Below are 16,021 nucleotides of genomic sequence, written 5' to 3' on the forward strand. Positions count from 1 at the left end.
TTGATGAATGCTGATGATATCCGCAATGTCACTTTCGACAAAGTGATGCGTGGTTACCGGTCAGAAGAGGTAGATGCCTATTTGGAACAGGTAGCTGCCGAAATGGAAAAACTTCAGGCCGAAAAAGAGGACAATGAGAAAAAACTCTTTATCCTGGCGGAGAAGGTTGACCAGTATCGCAACGATGAAGAAACGCTGAAAACAGCTTTGCTGAATGCACAGCGAATGGGAGAAAGCGTGATTCATGAGGCGCGTCAAAAAGCTGAAACCATTTTGTATGATGCGAATACCAAGGCCAATCAGCTCAAACAGGAAGCTGCCGATAATGTGGCGGAGATGGAGCAGGAACTGGCGCGCCTGAAAACGGAAGTGGCACAGTTCAAGAGCAATGTCCTCATGCTGTATCGTCAGCACATTGAGTCACTGAGCGCTGTTCCGGGCGAAGAACGGACGAAGAAGGAAGAGCAACAGGAAGAAGAGAAAAAGAGCCGTCCTCGCAGACGTGAAAAAGCTTCTTCGGAAAAGAATAAGAAGAAAGCTGCGGAGGCAGAAGAGAAGGAAGATATTCTGGAGCTTCCTGAAGAGCCTGCGCGAGAGATGGACCGTACACCGTTCGACTTTGAAGCTGAAATGCCGCAGGATGATAATGCGGACGGCGATGAGAATTTTGAGAGCTATCATGGCATCAAATTTGATGACGAAGACTAAAACGACAAGCGGCGTTTGTGGCAGGCGCGCAGAAATAGTTTGCGCGCCGTACCAGCGCCGCTTGTTTTGATTTCAAAAAGGGGGAGACCACGTGTTTTCTGTCATTGTGACAACTGTACTTCTTGTGTTGCTGGATCATCTTACAAAGTTTTTGGCAACTACGTATCTGGCTCCGATCGGTTCTGTGACTCTGATCCCGGGGATCATGGATCTGCGTTATGTTTTGAATGACGGAGTGGCATTTGGAATGTTTGCAGGTGGCGATGCCAGAGTGATATTGCTGGTTGTAACCGGTGTGGTTTTGGTATGCTTTGCGGCTTATCTTTTGATCAAGCGGCCTTCAAAATATATGGAGCGCATTTCCTTGATTTTGATTTTGTCCGGTGGCTTGGGGAATTTTATCGACCGCTTGCTGAATGGCGCTGTTGTCGACTTTTTTGCCACAACATTTATCGATTTCCCTGTTTTCAATGTAGCTGACTGCTTTGTAACAGTGGGCGTGGTATTGCTGATTTTCAGCGTGTTCCGTGAGGAAGCGAAAGCCAAAAAGACGATTTCTGTTTCTGAAACCACCCCGGATCAGAATGATCAGGCATGAATTTTCCGTCTCGCCCGAGTTGGCGGGACAACGCATCGATAAGGTGCTCGCGGAAAATCTGACGGATGTGACACGCAGTTTCGCGCAGCAGCTGATTGAGCAGGGACTTGTTTTGTGCAACGGAAAAAAGGCGGCCAAGAGCTTGAAAGTTGCTGTTGGTGATTCAGTCGTATGCGAAATTCCGCCACCCCAGAACACAGAAATTATTCCGCGAAACATCCCGCTTGATATCGTATATGAGGACGATGTTTTACTGGTGGTCAACAAGCCGAAAGGAATGGTAGTACATCCTGCGCCGGGCAATCCAGACGGCACATTGGTAAATGCGCTTCTGTACCATTGTCATGGAAATTTGTCCGGAATCAACGGGGAAATCCGTCCCGGAATTGTCCATCGAATCGATAAAGACACCAGTGGATTGTTGGTGGTGGCAAAGGACAATGCGGCCCATCTGGCGCTGTCAGAACAATTTGCGGTGCACAGCATTACCCGTGTTTATCAAACGGTTGTATATGGAGGCTTTCGGGAAGACGATGGCTTCGTAGAAGGTTTGATCGGCCGCCATCCTGTGGATCGAAAGCGTATGGCTGTTGTGAATAAAAACGGAAAATATGCTTACACAGCATATCATGTGGAAGCGCGTTTTCGCGGCTTTACGCATTTGTCCGTTCGTCTGAAAACAGGTCGGACGCATCAAATTCGGGTGCATATGGCCAGTATTGGACATCCTGTAGCGGGAGATGCGGTTTATGGGCCTCATAAGGTTCTGACTCAGCTGCAGGGGCAGTGCCTGCATGCGGGAACTTTGGGATTTATTCATCCTTCCTCAGGTAAGTACATGGAATTTCAAAGCGAACTTCCGCTTTATTTTACGGATTTTTTAAAGCAAATCCAAAAAGAGTAAAGGGATTGCACTATGATTGAATCGTTGCGGGACATTCTGGTTGTTTCCGATATTGATAATACATTGCTCACACCAACGGAAGGCATTCCCAGTGTCAACAAGGCAACCATTCAGCTTTTCTGTGCGCTGGGCGGGAAATTCACGGTCGCTACCGGGCGGACTGTGGAATCGGTTCAGCAGCGTTTGGGGGATTTGACTCTTTCCGCGCCGGCCATCACGGGCGGCGGTGGTGTTTTGTGCGATTTTTCTACAGGTGAGCGCATTAAAAATGAAGTATTGCCGCGCGCGGTCGCTTATCGTGCCCTGGAGGATATTTATTGCAAATTTCCGACAGTGGGAATTGAGGTAATGGGGGCTGATGGCCTTCTTTATGTGGTGCGTGGGAACGAATACGTTCAGCGCCACTTGTGCCAGGAAGAGTTGAGCTGCTTGTTGATTCCGCTGGAGGAAATTCACTGCGAGTGGAATAAAGTTTTGTTTGCCGGAGATCATGAATTGCTTGGCCGTGTAAAGGCCTTTGTCGAGGCGCGCTATTACCCGGGAATTTATTTTGTTGAGACAGATTCCATGTACTATGAGATCCTGCCGGAAGGCGTTTCCAAAGGGCAGGCTTTACGGGATTTGTGCCGCTATTTGAAAATCCCTGTCGAAAACACCATTGCCATTGGCGATTACTACAACGATATTGAGTTGCTGCAGACAGCAGGGCATTCTGTAGCTGTCCGTAATGCTCCGGGAGAAGTGCAGTTGGCTGCAGATGAGATCACATCCTCCTGTATGGATGGAGGAGTTGCAGAAGTGTTGTATCGGCTGATTCGGCAATATGCCAGGGAGTGTGACAGTGCGTCGCGAAACTAAGATTTTGACATGCGTATTTGTGGCATGCCTGTTTCTGTTGTCAGGTTCTCTCTTTTTCATTTTGCCGCATTCCGATGGACAGCCCGTTTCGGTATCGGCTTATTTTGAAAATGAACAGGACAGAGTCAATGTGAACAAGGCGCCTGCTGCGGAACTGATGTGTCTGGAAGGTATTGGTGAAAAACGGGCGCAGGCGATTATTTCTTATCGTGAAGCAAACGGCCCGTTTTCCTGCGCAGAAGATTTGGAAAATGTAACGGGAATCTCAGACGGAATTCTGGAAAAAATTCGGGACGATATCACGTTTTGATGCCGGAGGAAGGGGCGGCGAATATGGAAAACGGTTCGCAGGGGGATCTTTTTGTCAATCGTGAATTGAGCTGGTTGGAATTTAATCGGCGGGTACTGGCTCTGGCCCACGAGAAAGAGGTCCCTCTTGGGGAGCAGCTCAAATTTGCGGCTATTTACGGAAGTAATCTGGATGAGTTCTTTATGGTGCGTGTCGGTTCTTTGTATGACCGTACTTTGCTGAAAAAAACCGCCAAAGAAAACAAAACCGGAATGACGCCTGCACAGCAGTTGGATGCAATTATGCTCAAAGTGGCAGAACTGCAGCAGCACTGCGACAAAGTTGTGGAACGGCTGTATGAGAAGCTGCGTGCTTTGGGATACCAAAAAATTGACTTCTCCAAGCTTGGAAAAAAGCAGGAGCATTTTTGGAAAACTTATTTCCTGCACGAAATTTTTCCGTTGTTGTCCCCGCAGATCATTGATCGGAGGCATCCGTTCCCTTTTTTGCGGAATCAGGAGATGTATCTGGGTGCAATGCTCAAGGCGAAGGGGGCATCTCAGCCTTCTTTTGGTCTAATCCCCATCAGCAATCAATTTCAGCGAATTGTTTTTGTTCCGCGAGACGGAAAGGTGACATTTGTTCTGGTAGAAGAGCTGATTGAGCATTTTGCCGGGATCGTCTTTGGGAAAAACGTAATTCAAGCCAAATGTTTGTTTCGCATTACCCGCAATGCGGATATTACTGCGGACGAGGGAATGTTTGACCACGATGTGGATTATCGCGCTGTAATGAGCGAGCTCTTGAAAAAACGCAGAAAACTTGCAGCTGTCCGCCTGCAAACTTCCCTTCACGCATCCGAAGAAATCGTTTCCTTTTTATGTGAAAAATTATTTTTGCCTGGTAAGCAGGTGTTTGCGCAGAGCGCGCCGCTGGACTTGTCGGTCGGCTTTAAACTTTCTGCAAAGCTGGCGCAGGGAAATCATCCGGATTTGTTTTATCCGGTGCGTCGCCCCATGCTTCCGCCGGCAGGGTTTCACTTGGCGCGTGCAGTGGAAAAACAGGATGTGCTGCTGTCCTATCCGTATCAAAGTATGCGTCCGTTCATTCAAATGTTGAATGAAGCGGCGTGTGACCCGGATGTTCTTTCCATCAAGATGACTCTGTACCGGGTAGCCCATGAATCAAAAATTATTGAGGCTTTGATTTCTGCTGCGGAAAACGGAAAAGAAGTAGTGGCAGTTGTGGAGCTGCGAGCCCGTTTTGACGAGCAAAATAACATTGATTTTTCCAAGCAGCTGGAAGAGGCGGGCTGTACTGTTATTTACGGCTTTGAAGCCTATAAGATTCATTCCAAACTCACGTTGATTACGAAAAAGAAAAAGGGGCGTTTTCAGTACATCTCTCAAATTGGGACAGGAAATTACAACGAAAAAACTTCGGAACAATATACGGATTTGTCTTTTCTTACATCAGATCCCGCTATCGGTGCCGAATTGGCTGCGATTTTTCATAATCTGGCAATCGAGCGTCTTACGGAGAAAGCCGATTCGCTTCTCGTAGCGCCTTTGTGTTTTAAAAGCGTTTTGCTGCAGGAGATGGATCGTGAAATTCAAGCGAAAAAAGAGGGGCGTCCTGCACAAATTATTTTGAAGTGTAATTCCGTGAGCGATCGGGAAATCATCGAGAAAATTTCCCAAGCGTCTTGTGCAGGTGTGCCGGTTCAAATGATTGTACGCGGTATTTGCTGTATCAAGGCAGGAGTTCCCGGAAAAACAGAAAATGTGACAATCCGGAGCATTGTGGGAAGGTATTTGGAGCATGAGCGAGTTTATGCTTTTGGCTCATGGCCGGATACGCGCGTTTACATTGCTTCAGGTGATTTTTTGACACGAAATACCGAACGGCGTGTTGAGGTAGGTGTCCGGATTCGAAGCGCAAAAATTCGCTGCGAATTGTGGGAAATGCTGCAGATGCAGCTGAATGACAATGTCAATGCCAAAGAGATGATGGCGGACGGTTCGTATCAAAAAGTGCGTCGTCAGAATGACGAAGCTCGCGTGGACAGTCAGGCTGATATGTACCGCGTTCTTCAAAATGCCTGGCCCCGCACAGGGGTTCCTTCTCGCAATCAGCCGACTAAAAAGACGTTGCCTCAGAGAAAGACAGCATTCCGTCGCACGACCACAAGGCATTCGGGTGACCTTTTTTCTTCTATTTTGCATCTGTTGAAAAAGAAATAATTTTTGAACGGCGGCTGTTATGCCGCCGTTCTTTTTTGTTGGACAGGCGGCATAAACATAGATAGACTTTCCATGAAAGGATGTGCAGATGCGTGGAGTGGGAAAAGGCGGAAAAGACAGAGCAGAAGCAGGAAAAGAAGGAACTTTATCCGCAGCCGGCGCCAACTTCATACAAAGGGAAAAAGAATCCGGAGCAGCTTCTTTGGGTTCAGATTCTTCTGTGTGCGGCAATGGCAGCGTTTCTTTTGTTTTCCAAAAGCACGTCGGCGCCGTATTGGCCGGATTTGCAGGGGGAATATCAATCCGTTTTGGAGAATGGGATCTCGTTTTCCAGCGACACAACATTTTCTCATTTCGCGGACCAGACCATTGCCAAACTGCGCCGGAAAGCACAGGAGATTTTGAATCAGCTGGATGGAGATATGCTGACTGGCCGCGGCGGAATTTGGAAGGTGAGCGCTGCAAAAAAAACACCACCGGCAGGGGCGAGTCTGGAGTCTTATACCGTGCAGTTCCCGTTTCAAATGCCGGTGGAAGGACGCTTGACGTCCGAATACGGATTTCGGGACAATCCAGTGAATGGCAAAGAGGACTTTCACGCGGGATTGGATATCGCGGCAGAAGAGGGAACAGCTGTGCTGTGTGTTTCGGATGGCCAGGTGATGCGAACGGGCTATAATGCAGAACGGGGAAATTACGTGATTGTACGCCACGCGGAAGGCGTTCAAACGCTTTACCAGCATATGTCTTGTGTTTTTGTGCGCGGCGGAGAGACTGTTTCGATTTCGCAGCGTTTGGGAACAGTGGGTTCAACGGGGTATTCCACTGGACCGCACCTCCATTTCGAACTGATTGTAAATGGCATACGGATGGACCCGTCAACCAATTTCCCGGAGTTGTTTGCATGAGCTGGGCGGTCAGTGTCCAGCCGGTGCTTGTGTGTGCGTGTCTGGCAGCGGGGCTGCTTTTTGATCCCATGGGGTTTCTTCGTATGGCGTTGTTTTGCAGCGTGTTTCATGAAGCCGGACATATCATCGCTTACTGGATCATTACAGGCTGTTTCCCGCCGCTGCAATTCCGGGTTGGCGGAATCGCTTTGAAAAAGGTTCACTCCATGAACACTTGTCAAGAAAACAAGGTGCTGGCAGCAGGCCCTCTGGCAAACTTTTTTCTTGCAGGACTGCTGTATATTCTGGCACGGCATCATGCCAGCTACGGAGCATATTTTTTGGCGGCGGTCAGCTTGTGTACAGGTCTGTACAATTTGCTCCCCATCGGGACATTGGATGGTGCAAAGCTTCTTCAGAACGTCTTCCCGGCATCTTGGCAAAACGAGGTTCTGCACGCGGAAAGGCTGCTCGCATACTTCCTGCCAGGACTGACGTTTCTATGTGTGTTTTTTTATCCGCTGCCGGAAACAGCAAAAATGGCCGCGGTTCTGGCAGCTGGTTATTTGTGGTTGCAGCAGTTCTGCACCGGTTTGTAATCAGATGGAAACTATGGTATAATATTTGCGATTTTGAGTCGCGCGTTTCTATTTTTATGGATTAAGAGGTTATATCATGCCAGAAATTACAGAACTTCGCTCCGTCCTGATGGACGTGCAGAAGCCAGGACGATATACCGGTGGTGAACCCGGATGCGTCTACAAGGAAAAAGAAAAGGTTGACCTTCGCTTTGCATTTTGCTTCCCGGATACCTATGAAGTGGGAATGTCATTTTTGGGGATGAAAATCCTCTATGAGATTCTCAATCAGAAACCGAATGTTTGGTGCGAACGTGTCTTTATGCCCTGGTTGGACATGAAGGAAGCAATGGAAACGCACAACATCCCGCTTTATGCGCTGGAAAGCAAAGATCCGCTTTCGGAATTTGACGTGATTGGGTTCACCCTGCAGTATGAGCTTTCTTACACCAATATTCTGGCCATGCTGGATTTGGCGCACATTCCCGCTGTGGCGCAGCAGCGAGCAGAGGCGGATCCGTTTATTGTAGCGGGCGGACCTTGTGCCTGCAATCCCGAACCTCTTGCGGATTTCTTCGATTTGTTTATGCTGGGAGAAGGCGAAGTCCAGCTTCCCATGGTGTGCGATACCATTTTGCAGGGACGAAAAGAAGGGCTCTCCAAGCATGAGATTCTTGTGCGCCTTTCGCGAATTGAAGGCGTTTATGTTCCGTCTCTGTACGATGTCTCTTATTTCCCGGACGGACGTATTGAGAAAGTCACCGCAAAGGAAGGCGCGCCGGCTGTCGTGCGCAAAGCGATCATTCAGGACATGAACAGCCAGCCGCTCCCCACACATTTTGTTGTTCCCATGATTGGCGCTGTTCATGACCGGGCGCAAATTGAAGTTCTTCGCGGTTGTGTTCGTGGATGCCGTTTTTGCCAGGCGGGATTTTTGTATCGGCCTATGCGGGAGCGCAATGCGGACATGCTGAGTGAAGCCGGTCGGGAGTTGTGTGATAATACCGGATATGATGAGATTTCGCTGACATCTCTTTCTACAAGTGACCACAGTCAGCTGGAGCCGCTGCTGGACGATATGCTGAGCTGGACACAGAGCGAGCATGTGAGTATGTCGCTTCCGTCCCTTCGAATTGATAATTTTTCGCAGAGCCTGGTTGAAAAAACCACACGGGTACGCAAAAGTGGTCTGACTTTTGCCCCAGAAGCCGGCACGCAGCGCCTGCGCGATGTGATCAATAAAAATGTGACTTGGGAAGAAATTGAGCGCAGCTGTACGCTGGCGTTCAATGCCGGTTACACGGCGGTGAAACTCTATTTCATGATGGGGCTTCCCACAGAAACCATGGAGGATATCGCAGGCATTGCGGAAACCGCACAAAAAATTGTCGACCTCTATTACAGCCAAGAACATCCGAAAGGAAAAGGGGTACAAGTTTCCATCAGCGTTGCCTGTTTTGTCCCAAAGCCGCATACACCTTTTCAGTTTGTACCGCAAGACACGCAGGAGACACTTCGGGAAAAACAGCAGTATTTGCTTCGTTGTGTACGCAGTCGAAAAATCAGTGTCAGTTATCACGACAGCCGGACAAGCTTTTTGGAAGCAGTGTTCGCCAAGGGTGATCGTCGTTTGGGCAAGGTGTTGTTGGAGGCTTATCACCGCGGATGTTATTTTGACGGATGGGACGATCATTTCTTGTATGACACCTGGTTGGAAGTTTTCCGCGATCTGAAGGCTGATCCTGCATTCTATGCCAACAGAGCCATTGCGCTGGATGAGGTAACACCTTGGGAACATCTGGATTACGCAGTGACGAAAAATTATTTGATCCGCGAATACCAGAAAGCACTGGAAGGGAAAACGACCCAGCCTTGCAATCGTTCCTGTGCGGGATGCGGTGCCAATAGTTTGTTGGGGGGAGGTGCCTGCTTTGATTACAATTCGTCTGTGGTTCACAAAAACAGGTGAGGCGGCTTACATCTCCCTGCTGGACTTGCAACGGGTGATGCAGCGCGCCTTTAAAAGATCCCGCCTGCCCGTATGGTATACGCAGGGATTTAATCCGCATATCTATATGACCTTTGCTGCGCCCCTTGCTCTGGGACAGGAGAGCCTTGTGGAATCGCTGGATTTTAAAAGCGAGACGGACGAATGGGACTGGCAGAAGGCCAAAGTGGATTTGCAGGCCTGCCTTCCCAGCGGGATCGACGTTGTTCGCTTGGAGCCGGCCCAAAGAAGTCCCAATGAAATTTCTTATGCTGTTTACAGCTTGCAGGTTGCGCCGGAGCATGCAAAAGAAGTGAAAGCCGCTTTTGATGCCTATAACCAGGCAGAACATGCAATCGTAATCAAGCAGGGGAAAAAGGGTAAATCCAAAGAATTGGATTTGAAAAATTACATTCCTAAAATCGAATATTCTCATCGCAAAGAAGGGCTGTTTGCGCAGGCCATTTTTCCCACTGGAAACACCTTTACGCTCAATCCGGCTTTACTGCTGGGATATCTGCATGAAAATCACTCGATTGAGCTGGCGTGGGTTCGTCTTCTGCGCATTGATTTGCTGGATGCACAAAAAGAAAAATTTTGCTGAAACACTTGTAATAAGGCCCCGATTGTGCTATTATATTTTAGCGTTATGTCCGCTGTGCCAACAGTGGGGTTAATGTAAAAATCATTAAACGGGTAGTCCTCTGCCGGCAACGCCGGGTATGAATGCCTAAAAAACATGGAGGATCATTATGGACGCATTGAAATTGATGACCGAGGGCATGATTAAAGAGAACAAGCCCGAATTCAACGTCGGCGACACTGTTCGCGTTTCCGTTCGTATCAAGGAAGGCGAGCGCGAGCGTATCCAGGCTTTTGAAGGCACTGTGATCGCGAAGAAACATGGCGGCATTGCGGAGACTTTTACTGTCCGTCGTTCTTCTTACGGTGTTGGTGTTGAGCGTGTTTTCCCGATCAACTCTCCGTTCGTTGAGAAAGTTGAAGTGGTTCGCAAGGGCCGTGTGCGCCGCGCAAAGCTCACCTACCTCAGAAACCGCACCGGCAAGGCTGCCAAAGTCAAAGAACAGCTCCGATAAGCTTCACGAAAGGGACAATGTACATTGTCCCTTTTTTCGTTATATCGATCGGAATAGAGGTGATGCCTGGATGGAAAAGGTAAGACGGGAAAATAAAATTTTTGAGTGGTATGATTCGCTGGTGTTTGCACTGGCGGTCATTGTCCTTGTATTTGTGTTTGTTTGCCGAATTATTGTAGTATCCGGAAGCTCTATGGAGCCAACGTTACAGGGCGGAGACCGCGTAGTGGTCCAAAGTATGCTTTACAAGCCTCACCGGGGAGATGTGGTAGTGGTGGACAGCTATATTGAGTATGGCGATCCGCTGGTCAAACGTATCATCGCGGTGGGCGGAGATACGGTGGACATCGATTTTGAAACCGGCGAGGTTTCCGTAAATGGAGAAGTACTGGACGAGCCTTATATTTCGGCGCCCACACAGCAGAGTTTTGATGTGGAATTTCCGCTTACAGTTCCGCAGGGAAAGGTCTTTTTGATGGGGGATAACCGTCCGCATTCTACCGATAGTCGCTCTTCACAGGTGGGGTTGATCGATGAGCGGAGCATTTTGGGAAAGGTGCTGTTCCGCATAGCGCCTTTGAATCGATTGGGGAAGATAGCATGAGCAATGATTTGGTGAATCAGCGTCAAATTCAATGGTTTCCGGGACATATGGCCAAGACGCTGCGGGTGATGGAAGCAAGCCTGAAACAAGTGGATGTAATTCTTCAGATTTTGGATGCACGCATTCCGTATAGCAGTCTGAACCCGGAAATTGCCCGCATCACGCGGGGAAAACCGCATTTGTATGTTCTGAACAAGGCGGACTTGGCCGATCCCAATGTTACCGCGCGCTGGGTTTCGTATTTTACACGGGAAGGCGATGGCTGCGTTGCGCTGTCCAGTAAAAACCGTGCGGGAATCGCCGGCGTGAAAGCTGCGATCGGGCAGGAATTGGAGGCACTTTTGAGCCGGCGTTCCATGAAGGGAATGGCGGGCGCTAAGATTCGTGTGATGGTGGTCGGCATTCCGAATGTAGGAAAATCCACATTTATCAACAGCTTTGCAGGTACCACGAAGGCGAAAGCGGCGGATAAGCCGGGTGTTACGCGCGGAAAGCAGTGGGTCAGCGTAGGAAATTATGACCTTTTGGATATGCCGGGGGTTTTGTGGAAGAAATTTGATTCCTATAAAACTGCCAGCAATCTGGCCTTTATTGGCTCCATCAAGGATGATATTTTGGATATTGAAGAAATTGCAGTGGGCCTTTTGGAGGAAATGCAGGCGATCGACCCTCAAAAATTGGCAGAGCGCTATCGTCTGACACAGGAGGATTTGGAGCTGGAACCGTACGATCTTCTGGAGGCGATTGGAAAGAAACGCGGTATGCTGATGAGCGGCGGCGCAGTGAACACCGAACGGGCTGCAATTATGCTGGTAGATGAGTTCCGCGCGAGCAAAATCGGGCGAATTTCACTGGAAAGGCCGGAGGATTTATGACCGAAGATTTGTATGCGTTTGATCTTGCGTATGGTTCGGATTTTCCAGTGATCTGTGGGGTGGATGAAGCGGGCCGCGGGCCCCTTTGCGGTCCGGTGAGCGTAGCGGCTGTTATTCTGGACCCTTCGGATCCCATTGAGGGAATCAATGATTCCAAAAAATTGAGTGAAAAAAAACGGGCAATTCTTTTTGAGGAAATTGTACGCCGTGCGCTGGCGTATAAAGTGTGTCTGATCGGACCGGAAACAATTGATGAACTGAACATTCTGGGAGCCACCATGCTGGGGATGCAGCAAGCGGTCGAGGGACTCTCTCAGCGCCCGTCTCTGGCGCTGATCGACGGGAACCGCTGCCCGAAATTAGACATTCCCGCGCAGGCAGTAGTCAAAGGGGACGCGAAATCGGCAAGTATCTCCGCAGCGTCCATTCTGGCGAAAGTAACGCGAGATCGCTTTATGGAAGATTTGGCCAAGCAATATCCCCAGTATCAACTTGAAAAGCATAAAGGGTATCCTACGAAATTGCACTATCAACTTCTGGACCAATACGGGATCCAGCCTTTTTATCGAAAATCGTTCTTAAAAAAACGCGGGTACGTAAAATGAAAAGGGAAGTGCTGGGCGCCTGGGGCGAGAGCATGGCGGCGCGTTATTATCGGAAACGAGGATACTCTCTTCTGGATGCACGTTATCGGACTCGTTTCGGTGAGATTGACCTTGTGGCCGAAAAAGGCGATTTGATTGTTTTTGTAGAAGTAAAGACGCGTAGTTCCAGTCGGCATGCAGAGCCGCGCGAAGCAGTCACGCGCGAAAAACAGCGGCGCCTCATTTATGCGGCACAGAGTTTTATCCAGCAAAATGATCTGGGGGATTGCCCCATGAGGTTTGACGTAGTGGAAGTGATCCCGGATGAGACAGGAAATGCACAAGTAGCTTGTTTTGAAAATGCTTTTTCTGTAGAATAGGGGTGAAGTATTGGATTTTTTCGATTTGCATTGCGATACGGTCGTACAGCTTATGAAAAGCGGTCAGGATCTGGCTGCTTCCGCCGGGCATGTCAGTTTTTCAAAAGCGGCTGGATTGCGCCGCTGGGGTCAGGTTTTTGCATTGTTCATTCATGACAATCAGGCGGGAGATGCGTATGGATGCTATTGCCGTGAACGGGATTTTTTTCAGAGCATTTTACGTAAGTATCCGGAGAAAATTTTGCAATGCCGAACCCCCGATGACATGGAAGATGCCTTTGCAAGTGGCAAATGCGCAGCAATTTTGTCTGTAGAGAACGGGTCCGCACTGGAGGGACGTTTGGACCGGCTGCAGGAACTGGCGCAGGATGGGGTAAAACTTCTTACGCTCACTTGGTTCGGGGAAAATGAATTAGGATATGGAAGCGCGGAAGGCGGCGCGTTGAAGCCTTTTGGAAGGCAAGTCGTTGAAGCGCTGCCGGAGTATGGAATCATTCCAGATATTTCGCATCTTTCTGACGAAGGCGTGTCGGATGTTTTCTCTCTGTATAGCGGCCCGGTGCTGGCGAGCCACTCCAATGCACGCAAAATAACCGGCCATTGCAGAAATCTGACAGACCGTCAGATTCAGGAAATCTCGCGGCGCGGTGGTTTGATTGGCGTGAATCTTTATACGGATTTTCTGCTCGGCCCACGGGAAGTGGACTCCATGGATGCGGTATACCGCCATGTAAATCATTTTCTGGAGTTGGGCGCAGGGCAAGCGCTTAGTTTCGGAACGGATTTTGATGGTTCGATCCCCATTCGGGAGGTAGCAGATCTTTCTCATATTCCAGCGCTGTATCACTATCTTTTGCAAAAGGGAATCGATGAGAAAATTCTTCAGGGAATCTTTTTTGAAAATGCGCGCCGCTTTTGGTTGCGCACATTGTAAAATAGAGGGGGAAGTTCAAGATGGAATACACCAGCACGCGAAACGATCAACTTTCTGTTCAAGCCGCTGAAGCAATTTTGCGGGGAATCGCACCAGACGGCGGATTGTTTGTTCCGAAACAGTTTCCTTCGTTGCCTGTAGAAGAAGTTTTGGATTTGTCTTATCCTGAAACCGCACAGAAAGTAATCTCTTTGTTCCTTACGGATTATGCGCCGGAGTTTTTGCGCAAGGCTGCAGAGCAGACGTATGGCGGCGAGCGCTTTGCACAGAAAGCCGGGTATGTATCGCCCGTTGGAGATTCCGGAATGTATTCGCTGGAACTTTGGCATGGCCCGACCTGCGCCTTCAAAGATTATGCGCTTCAGCTGATGCCCAAGCTTCTTGTCCAAGCCAAAGAAATTTTGGGTGATACGAATGTTACCAAAATTCTGGTAGCCACATCCGGCGACACGGGTAAAGCTGCCCTGGCAGGTTATGCGGATTTGCCCGGCATCAAGATTGCCGTGTTTTATCCCAATGAAGGGACCAGCGAAATTCAGCGGTTGCAGATGGTCACGCAAAAAGGTGAGAATGTGGCCGTCTATGCGGTTCAGGGGAATTTTGACGATGCGCAGACCGGCGTGAAACGAGTGTTCGGAGATCCGGCTGTAGCAGAACGTCTGGCTGAAAAAGGAGAAAAGCTTTCCAGCGCGAACTCGATTAACTGGGGCCGTCTTGTCCCGCAGATTGTTTATTATTTTTACGCTTATGCGCAGCTGGTGCGGCAAGAAGTCATTGAGAATGGTGAGAGGGTTGATTTCTGCGTTCCCACCGGCAATTTCGGTGATATTCTGGCGGGGTATTATGCCAAAAGAATGGGGCTGCCGGTTGGCAAGTTGATTTGTGCTTCCAATAAAAACAATGTGCTGACGGATTTCCTTACCACGGGCGTTTACGATGCCCGGCGTTTATTCTATAAGACAGAATCTCCGTCTATGGATATTCTGGTGTCTTCCAATTTGGAGCGGTTGCTGTATCATATTACCGGAGACAGCAAAAAGGTTGCTGACTGGATGGCACAGTTAAATCAGCAGGGCCATTACCAGGTGGATCATGAGACACTGGCACAGATCCAAGAACATTTTGCATGTGGCTGTGCCAATGACGAAGATGGTGCCCAGGAGATCCGACGCTGTTTTGAAAAAAACGGATATCTGATGGATCCGCATACGGCGGTGGCTTGGCATGTGGCCGCTTCGCTGCGGACAAATACGGCGGAGCAGCCCTGCGTGATTTTGTCCACCGCAAGTCCGTACAAATTCCCCGCCAGTGTATTGGCTGCGCTGGGACAGAGTGTGCCGGCTGATGAATTTGAGGCGTTGCGCACATTGGAAGAAAAGAGCGGGATGCCCGCTCCGGAAAGTCTGCGTGTTCTTCGTGGCCAGACAGAACGCTTTGGACAGGTGATTTCCAAAGAAGAAATTCGGCAGGTAGCCTTGTCGCTGTAAAAGGAAAAAGAGCGGTTTCCAAGACGAAACCGCCCTATTCCATATACAAAGTTAAGCTTGCTCATACGTTTCGCACATGGTTTCTTCTCCCAGAACAGCCATGCGGTTTTTTACGTTGATGCTTTTGGCAGTACAGCAGCAATGGCCGTTGTTGTGCACGCAATTGGAAACTTCACAACAAATGCCCTGCAGGACTTTTTCCTCTTTGTGCATATCAAAGCCTCCTTTTCATGAGATAGGACTAGTATGTCTCATGCAGAAAGAATGATTCGGAGATTTCTATGGCAATTTTTACAATTGGAGACCTGCATCTTTCGTTAAACGGCAAAAAGCCGATGGATATTTTCCCTGGATGGCAGGACTATGTACAGCGTCTCGAAAAGAACTGGCGTGCATTGGTTTCACCGGAGGATATCGTAGTGCTGGCCGGTGACACATCATGGGCCATGAGTCTGTCGGAATGTGACGAAGATTTTGCCTTCCTTCATGCTTTGCCCGGAAAAAAGGTGTTGCTGAAGGGCAACCACGACTACTGGTGGTGTACCATGGCAAAGATGGAACGCTATCTGGAAGAAAAGAAATTTTCAAGCATTTCCTTTCTTCACAATAATTGTGTGCAGAGCGAAGGGATTGCTTTGTGTGGCACTCGCAGCTGGTTATTTGATCAGGGAAAGCCGCATGATGAAAAAATTATGCAGAGGGAGTGCGGCCGTCTGATTGCGTCTCTGGAAGCAGCCAAAGACGCGGAGAAAGTGGTCTTCTTGCATTATCCGCCTATTTACCCGCGAGCAGATGCACAGCAAGTCGTCGAAATTTTGAAAACATATCATGTAAAGCGCTGCTTTTACGGACATCTGCACGGAGGTTATATCCCGCACGCGGTGCAGGGGAATGTGGACGGAATTGAATATCGTTTGATCAGCGCGGACGCACTTAGATTTTGTCCGTATAAAATTTGATTTTGATGGTAGCAATTTGCAGAAATATGTGATATAATCATCAATTGAA

The 16,021-nt window shown here is 48.9% G+C and carries 19 protein-coding genes; 18 read left to right on the plus strand and 1 reads right to left on the minus strand.

Translation table 11 applies throughout. From position 1 onward, the window contains the following. The first annotated feature begins 3 nt into the window (after positions 1-3). The 17 genes from ACKTS9_RS00505 (at position 4) to thrC (ending at position 15,013) form a co-directional block, all read left to right on the plus strand. Positions 4-708: a DivIVA domain-containing protein gene (locus tag ACKTS9_RS00505; protein WP_349217147.1), complete on the plus strand. Its 705-nt coding sequence runs from the start codon at positions 4-6 to the stop codon at positions 706-708. Positions 709-799: 91 nt separating this feature from the next. Further along, positions 800-1,306 carry a signal peptidase II gene (gene lspA, locus ACKTS9_RS00510; protein WP_349217146.1) on the plus strand — a complete coding sequence of 169 codons (507 nt, stop codon included), beginning with the start codon at positions 800-802 and terminating at the stop codon, positions 1,304-1,306. Next, positions 1,293-2,210, plus strand: a complete 918-nt coding sequence (locus tag ACKTS9_RS00515; RefSeq protein WP_349217145.1) for an RluA family pseudouridine synthase — start codon at positions 1,293-1,295, stop codon at positions 2,208-2,210. The genes lspA and ACKTS9_RS00515 overlap by 14 nt, the downstream gene beginning before the upstream one ends. A gap of 12 nt (positions 2,211-2,222) precedes the next feature. After that, positions 2,223-3,068: an HAD-IIB family hydrolase gene (locus ACKTS9_RS00520; protein ID WP_349217144.1), complete on the plus strand. Its 846-nt coding sequence runs from the start codon at positions 2,223-2,225 to the stop codon at positions 3,066-3,068. Continuing rightward, on the plus strand, positions 3,034-3,378 hold the full coding sequence (locus ACKTS9_RS00525) for a ComEA family DNA-binding protein (RefSeq protein WP_407878288.1): 345 nt from the start codon (positions 3,034-3,036) through the stop codon (positions 3,376-3,378). Before ACKTS9_RS00520 ends, ACKTS9_RS00525 begins: the two co-directional genes overlap by 35 nt. 23 nt (positions 3,379-3,401) lie before the next feature. Beyond that, positions 3,402-5,600: a polyphosphate kinase 1 gene (gene ppk1 / locus ACKTS9_RS00530; protein WP_407878290.1), complete on the plus strand. Its 2,199-nt coding sequence runs from the start codon at positions 3,402-3,404 to the stop codon at positions 5,598-5,600. A gap of 524 nt (positions 5,601-6,124) precedes the next feature. Next, positions 6,125-6,508, plus strand: a complete 384-nt coding sequence (locus tag ACKTS9_RS00535) for a M23 family metallopeptidase (protein WP_407882051.1) — start codon at positions 6,125-6,127, stop codon at positions 6,506-6,508. Beyond that, positions 6,505-7,086: a M50 family metallopeptidase gene (locus ACKTS9_RS00540; RefSeq protein WP_349217140.1), complete on the plus strand. Its 582-nt coding sequence runs from the start codon at positions 6,505-6,507 to the stop codon at positions 7,084-7,086. The genes ACKTS9_RS00535 and ACKTS9_RS00540 overlap by 4 nt, the downstream gene beginning before the upstream one ends. 76 nt (positions 7,087-7,162) lie before the next feature. Further along, the gene (locus ACKTS9_RS00545; protein ID WP_349217139.1) at positions 7,163-9,034 is read left to right on the plus strand and encodes a TIGR03960 family B12-binding radical SAM protein; all 1,872 of its coding nucleotides are present in this window, start codon (positions 7,163-7,165) and stop codon (positions 9,032-9,034) included. After that, positions 8,997-9,656 (plus strand): TIGR03936 family radical SAM-associated protein, encoded by a 660-nt coding sequence (locus ACKTS9_RS00550; protein ID WP_349217138.1) that lies wholly within the window; start codon positions 8,997-8,999, stop codon positions 9,654-9,656. The genes ACKTS9_RS00545 and ACKTS9_RS00550 overlap by 38 nt, the downstream gene beginning before the upstream one ends. 148 nt (positions 9,657-9,804) lie before the next feature. After that, entirely contained in the window at positions 9,805-10,149 is a 345-nt protein-coding gene (rplS, locus tag ACKTS9_RS00555) for a 50S ribosomal protein L19 (RefSeq protein WP_349217137.1), read from the plus strand. A gap of 70 nt (positions 10,150-10,219) precedes the next feature. Continuing rightward, positions 10,220-10,753, plus strand: a complete 534-nt coding sequence (lepB, locus tag ACKTS9_RS00560) for a signal peptidase I (RefSeq protein WP_349217136.1) — start codon at positions 10,220-10,222, stop codon at positions 10,751-10,753. Next, a complete protein-coding gene (gene ylqF, locus ACKTS9_RS00565; protein WP_349217135.1) occupies positions 10,750-11,628 on the plus strand; it encodes a ribosome biogenesis GTPase YlqF in 879 nt (292 codons plus the stop codon). The genes lepB and ylqF overlap by 4 nt, the downstream gene beginning before the upstream one ends. Next, on the plus strand, positions 11,625-12,233 hold the full coding sequence (gene rnhB / locus ACKTS9_RS00570) for a ribonuclease HII (protein WP_349217134.1): 609 nt from the start codon (positions 11,625-11,627) through the stop codon (positions 12,231-12,233). The genes ylqF and rnhB overlap by 4 nt, the downstream gene beginning before the upstream one ends. Next, positions 12,230-12,592, plus strand: a complete 363-nt coding sequence (locus ACKTS9_RS00575; RefSeq protein ID WP_349217133.1) for a YraN family protein — start codon at positions 12,230-12,232, stop codon at positions 12,590-12,592. Before rnhB ends, ACKTS9_RS00575 begins: the two co-directional genes overlap by 4 nt. Positions 12,593-12,602: 10 nt before the next feature. Then, positions 12,603-13,526, plus strand: a complete 924-nt coding sequence (locus ACKTS9_RS00580) for a dipeptidase (RefSeq protein ID WP_349217131.1) — start codon at positions 12,603-12,605, stop codon at positions 13,524-13,526. Positions 13,527-13,546: 20 nt separating this feature from the next. Continuing rightward, positions 13,547-15,013 (plus strand): threonine synthase, encoded by a 1,467-nt coding sequence (gene thrC, locus ACKTS9_RS00585; RefSeq protein WP_349217130.1) that lies wholly within the window; start codon positions 13,547-13,549, stop codon positions 15,011-15,013. Positions 15,014-15,064: 51 nt separating this feature from the next. Here thrC and ACKTS9_RS00590 read toward each other — a convergent pair whose 3' ends face one another. Beyond that, the gene (locus tag ACKTS9_RS00590) at positions 15,065-15,226 is read right to left on the minus strand and encodes a DUF1540 domain-containing protein (RefSeq protein ID WP_349217129.1); all 162 of its coding nucleotides are present in this window, start codon (positions 15,224-15,226) and stop codon (positions 15,065-15,067) included. A gap of 68 nt (positions 15,227-15,294) precedes the next feature. Here ACKTS9_RS00590 and ACKTS9_RS00595 point away from each other — a divergent pair, with 68 nt between their 5' ends. Continuing rightward, entirely contained in the window at positions 15,295-15,972 is a 678-nt protein-coding gene (locus ACKTS9_RS00595; RefSeq protein WP_349217128.1) for a metallophosphoesterase, read from the plus strand. Positions 15,973-16,021: the final 49 nt, after the last annotated feature.

Source organism: Owariibacterium komagatae, from assembly GCF_045865535.1.
In the GTDB taxonomy this organism is placed as follows: Bacteria; Bacillota; Clostridia; order Oscillospirales; family Ruminococcaceae; genus Ruthenibacterium; species Ruthenibacterium komagatae.

Excerpts from the sequence above, each read along its gene's own strand:
- ACKTS9_RS00505 (WP_349217147.1), top strand. The coding sequence starts at position 4 with ATGAATGCTGATGATATCCGCAATGTCACTTTCGACAAAGTGATGCGT.
- ACKTS9_RS00515 (WP_349217145.1), top strand. The coding sequence starts at position 1,293 with ATGATCAGGCATGAATTTTCCGTCTCGCCCGAGTTGGCGGGACAACGC.
- ACKTS9_RS00520 (WP_349217144.1), top strand. The coding sequence starts at position 2,223 with ATGATTGAATCGTTGCGGGACATTCTGGTTGTTTCCGATATTGATAAT.
- ACKTS9_RS00525 (WP_407878288.1), top strand. The coding sequence starts at position 3,034 with ATGCCAGGGAGTGTGACAGTGCGTCGCGAAACTAAGATTTTGACATGC.
- ppk1 (WP_407878290.1), top strand. The coding sequence starts at position 3,402 with ATGGAAAACGGTTCGCAGGGGGATCTTTTTGTCAATCGTGAATTGAGC.
- ACKTS9_RS00535 (WP_407882051.1), top strand. The coding sequence starts at position 6,125 with ATGCCGGTGGAAGGACGCTTGACGTCCGAATACGGATTTCGGGACAAT.
- ACKTS9_RS00540 (WP_349217140.1), top strand. The coding sequence starts at position 6,505 with ATGAGCTGGGCGGTCAGTGTCCAGCCGGTGCTTGTGTGTGCGTGTCTG.
- ACKTS9_RS00545 (WP_349217139.1), top strand. The coding sequence starts at position 7,163 with ATGCCAGAAATTACAGAACTTCGCTCCGTCCTGATGGACGTGCAGAAG.
- rplS (WP_349217137.1), top strand. The coding sequence starts at position 9,805 with ATGGACGCATTGAAATTGATGACCGAGGGCATGATTAAAGAGAACAAG.
- lepB (WP_349217136.1), top strand. The coding sequence starts at position 10,220 with ATGGAAAAGGTAAGACGGGAAAATAAAATTTTTGAGTGGTATGATTCG.
- ylqF (WP_349217135.1), top strand. The coding sequence starts at position 10,750 with ATGAGCAATGATTTGGTGAATCAGCGTCAAATTCAATGGTTTCCGGGA.
- rnhB (WP_349217134.1), top strand. The coding sequence starts at position 11,625 with ATGACCGAAGATTTGTATGCGTTTGATCTTGCGTATGGTTCGGATTTT.
- ACKTS9_RS00575 (WP_349217133.1), top strand. The coding sequence starts at position 12,230 with ATGAAAAGGGAAGTGCTGGGCGCCTGGGGCGAGAGCATGGCGGCGCGT.
- thrC (WP_349217130.1), top strand. The coding sequence starts at position 13,547 with ATGGAATACACCAGCACGCGAAACGATCAACTTTCTGTTCAAGCCGCT.
- ACKTS9_RS00590 (WP_349217129.1), bottom strand. The coding sequence starts at position 15,226 with ATGCACAAAGAGGAAAAAGTCCTGCAGGGCATTTGTTGTGAAGTTTCC.
- ACKTS9_RS00595 (WP_349217128.1), top strand. The coding sequence starts at position 15,295 with ATGGCAATTTTTACAATTGGAGACCTGCATCTTTCGTTAAACGGCAAA.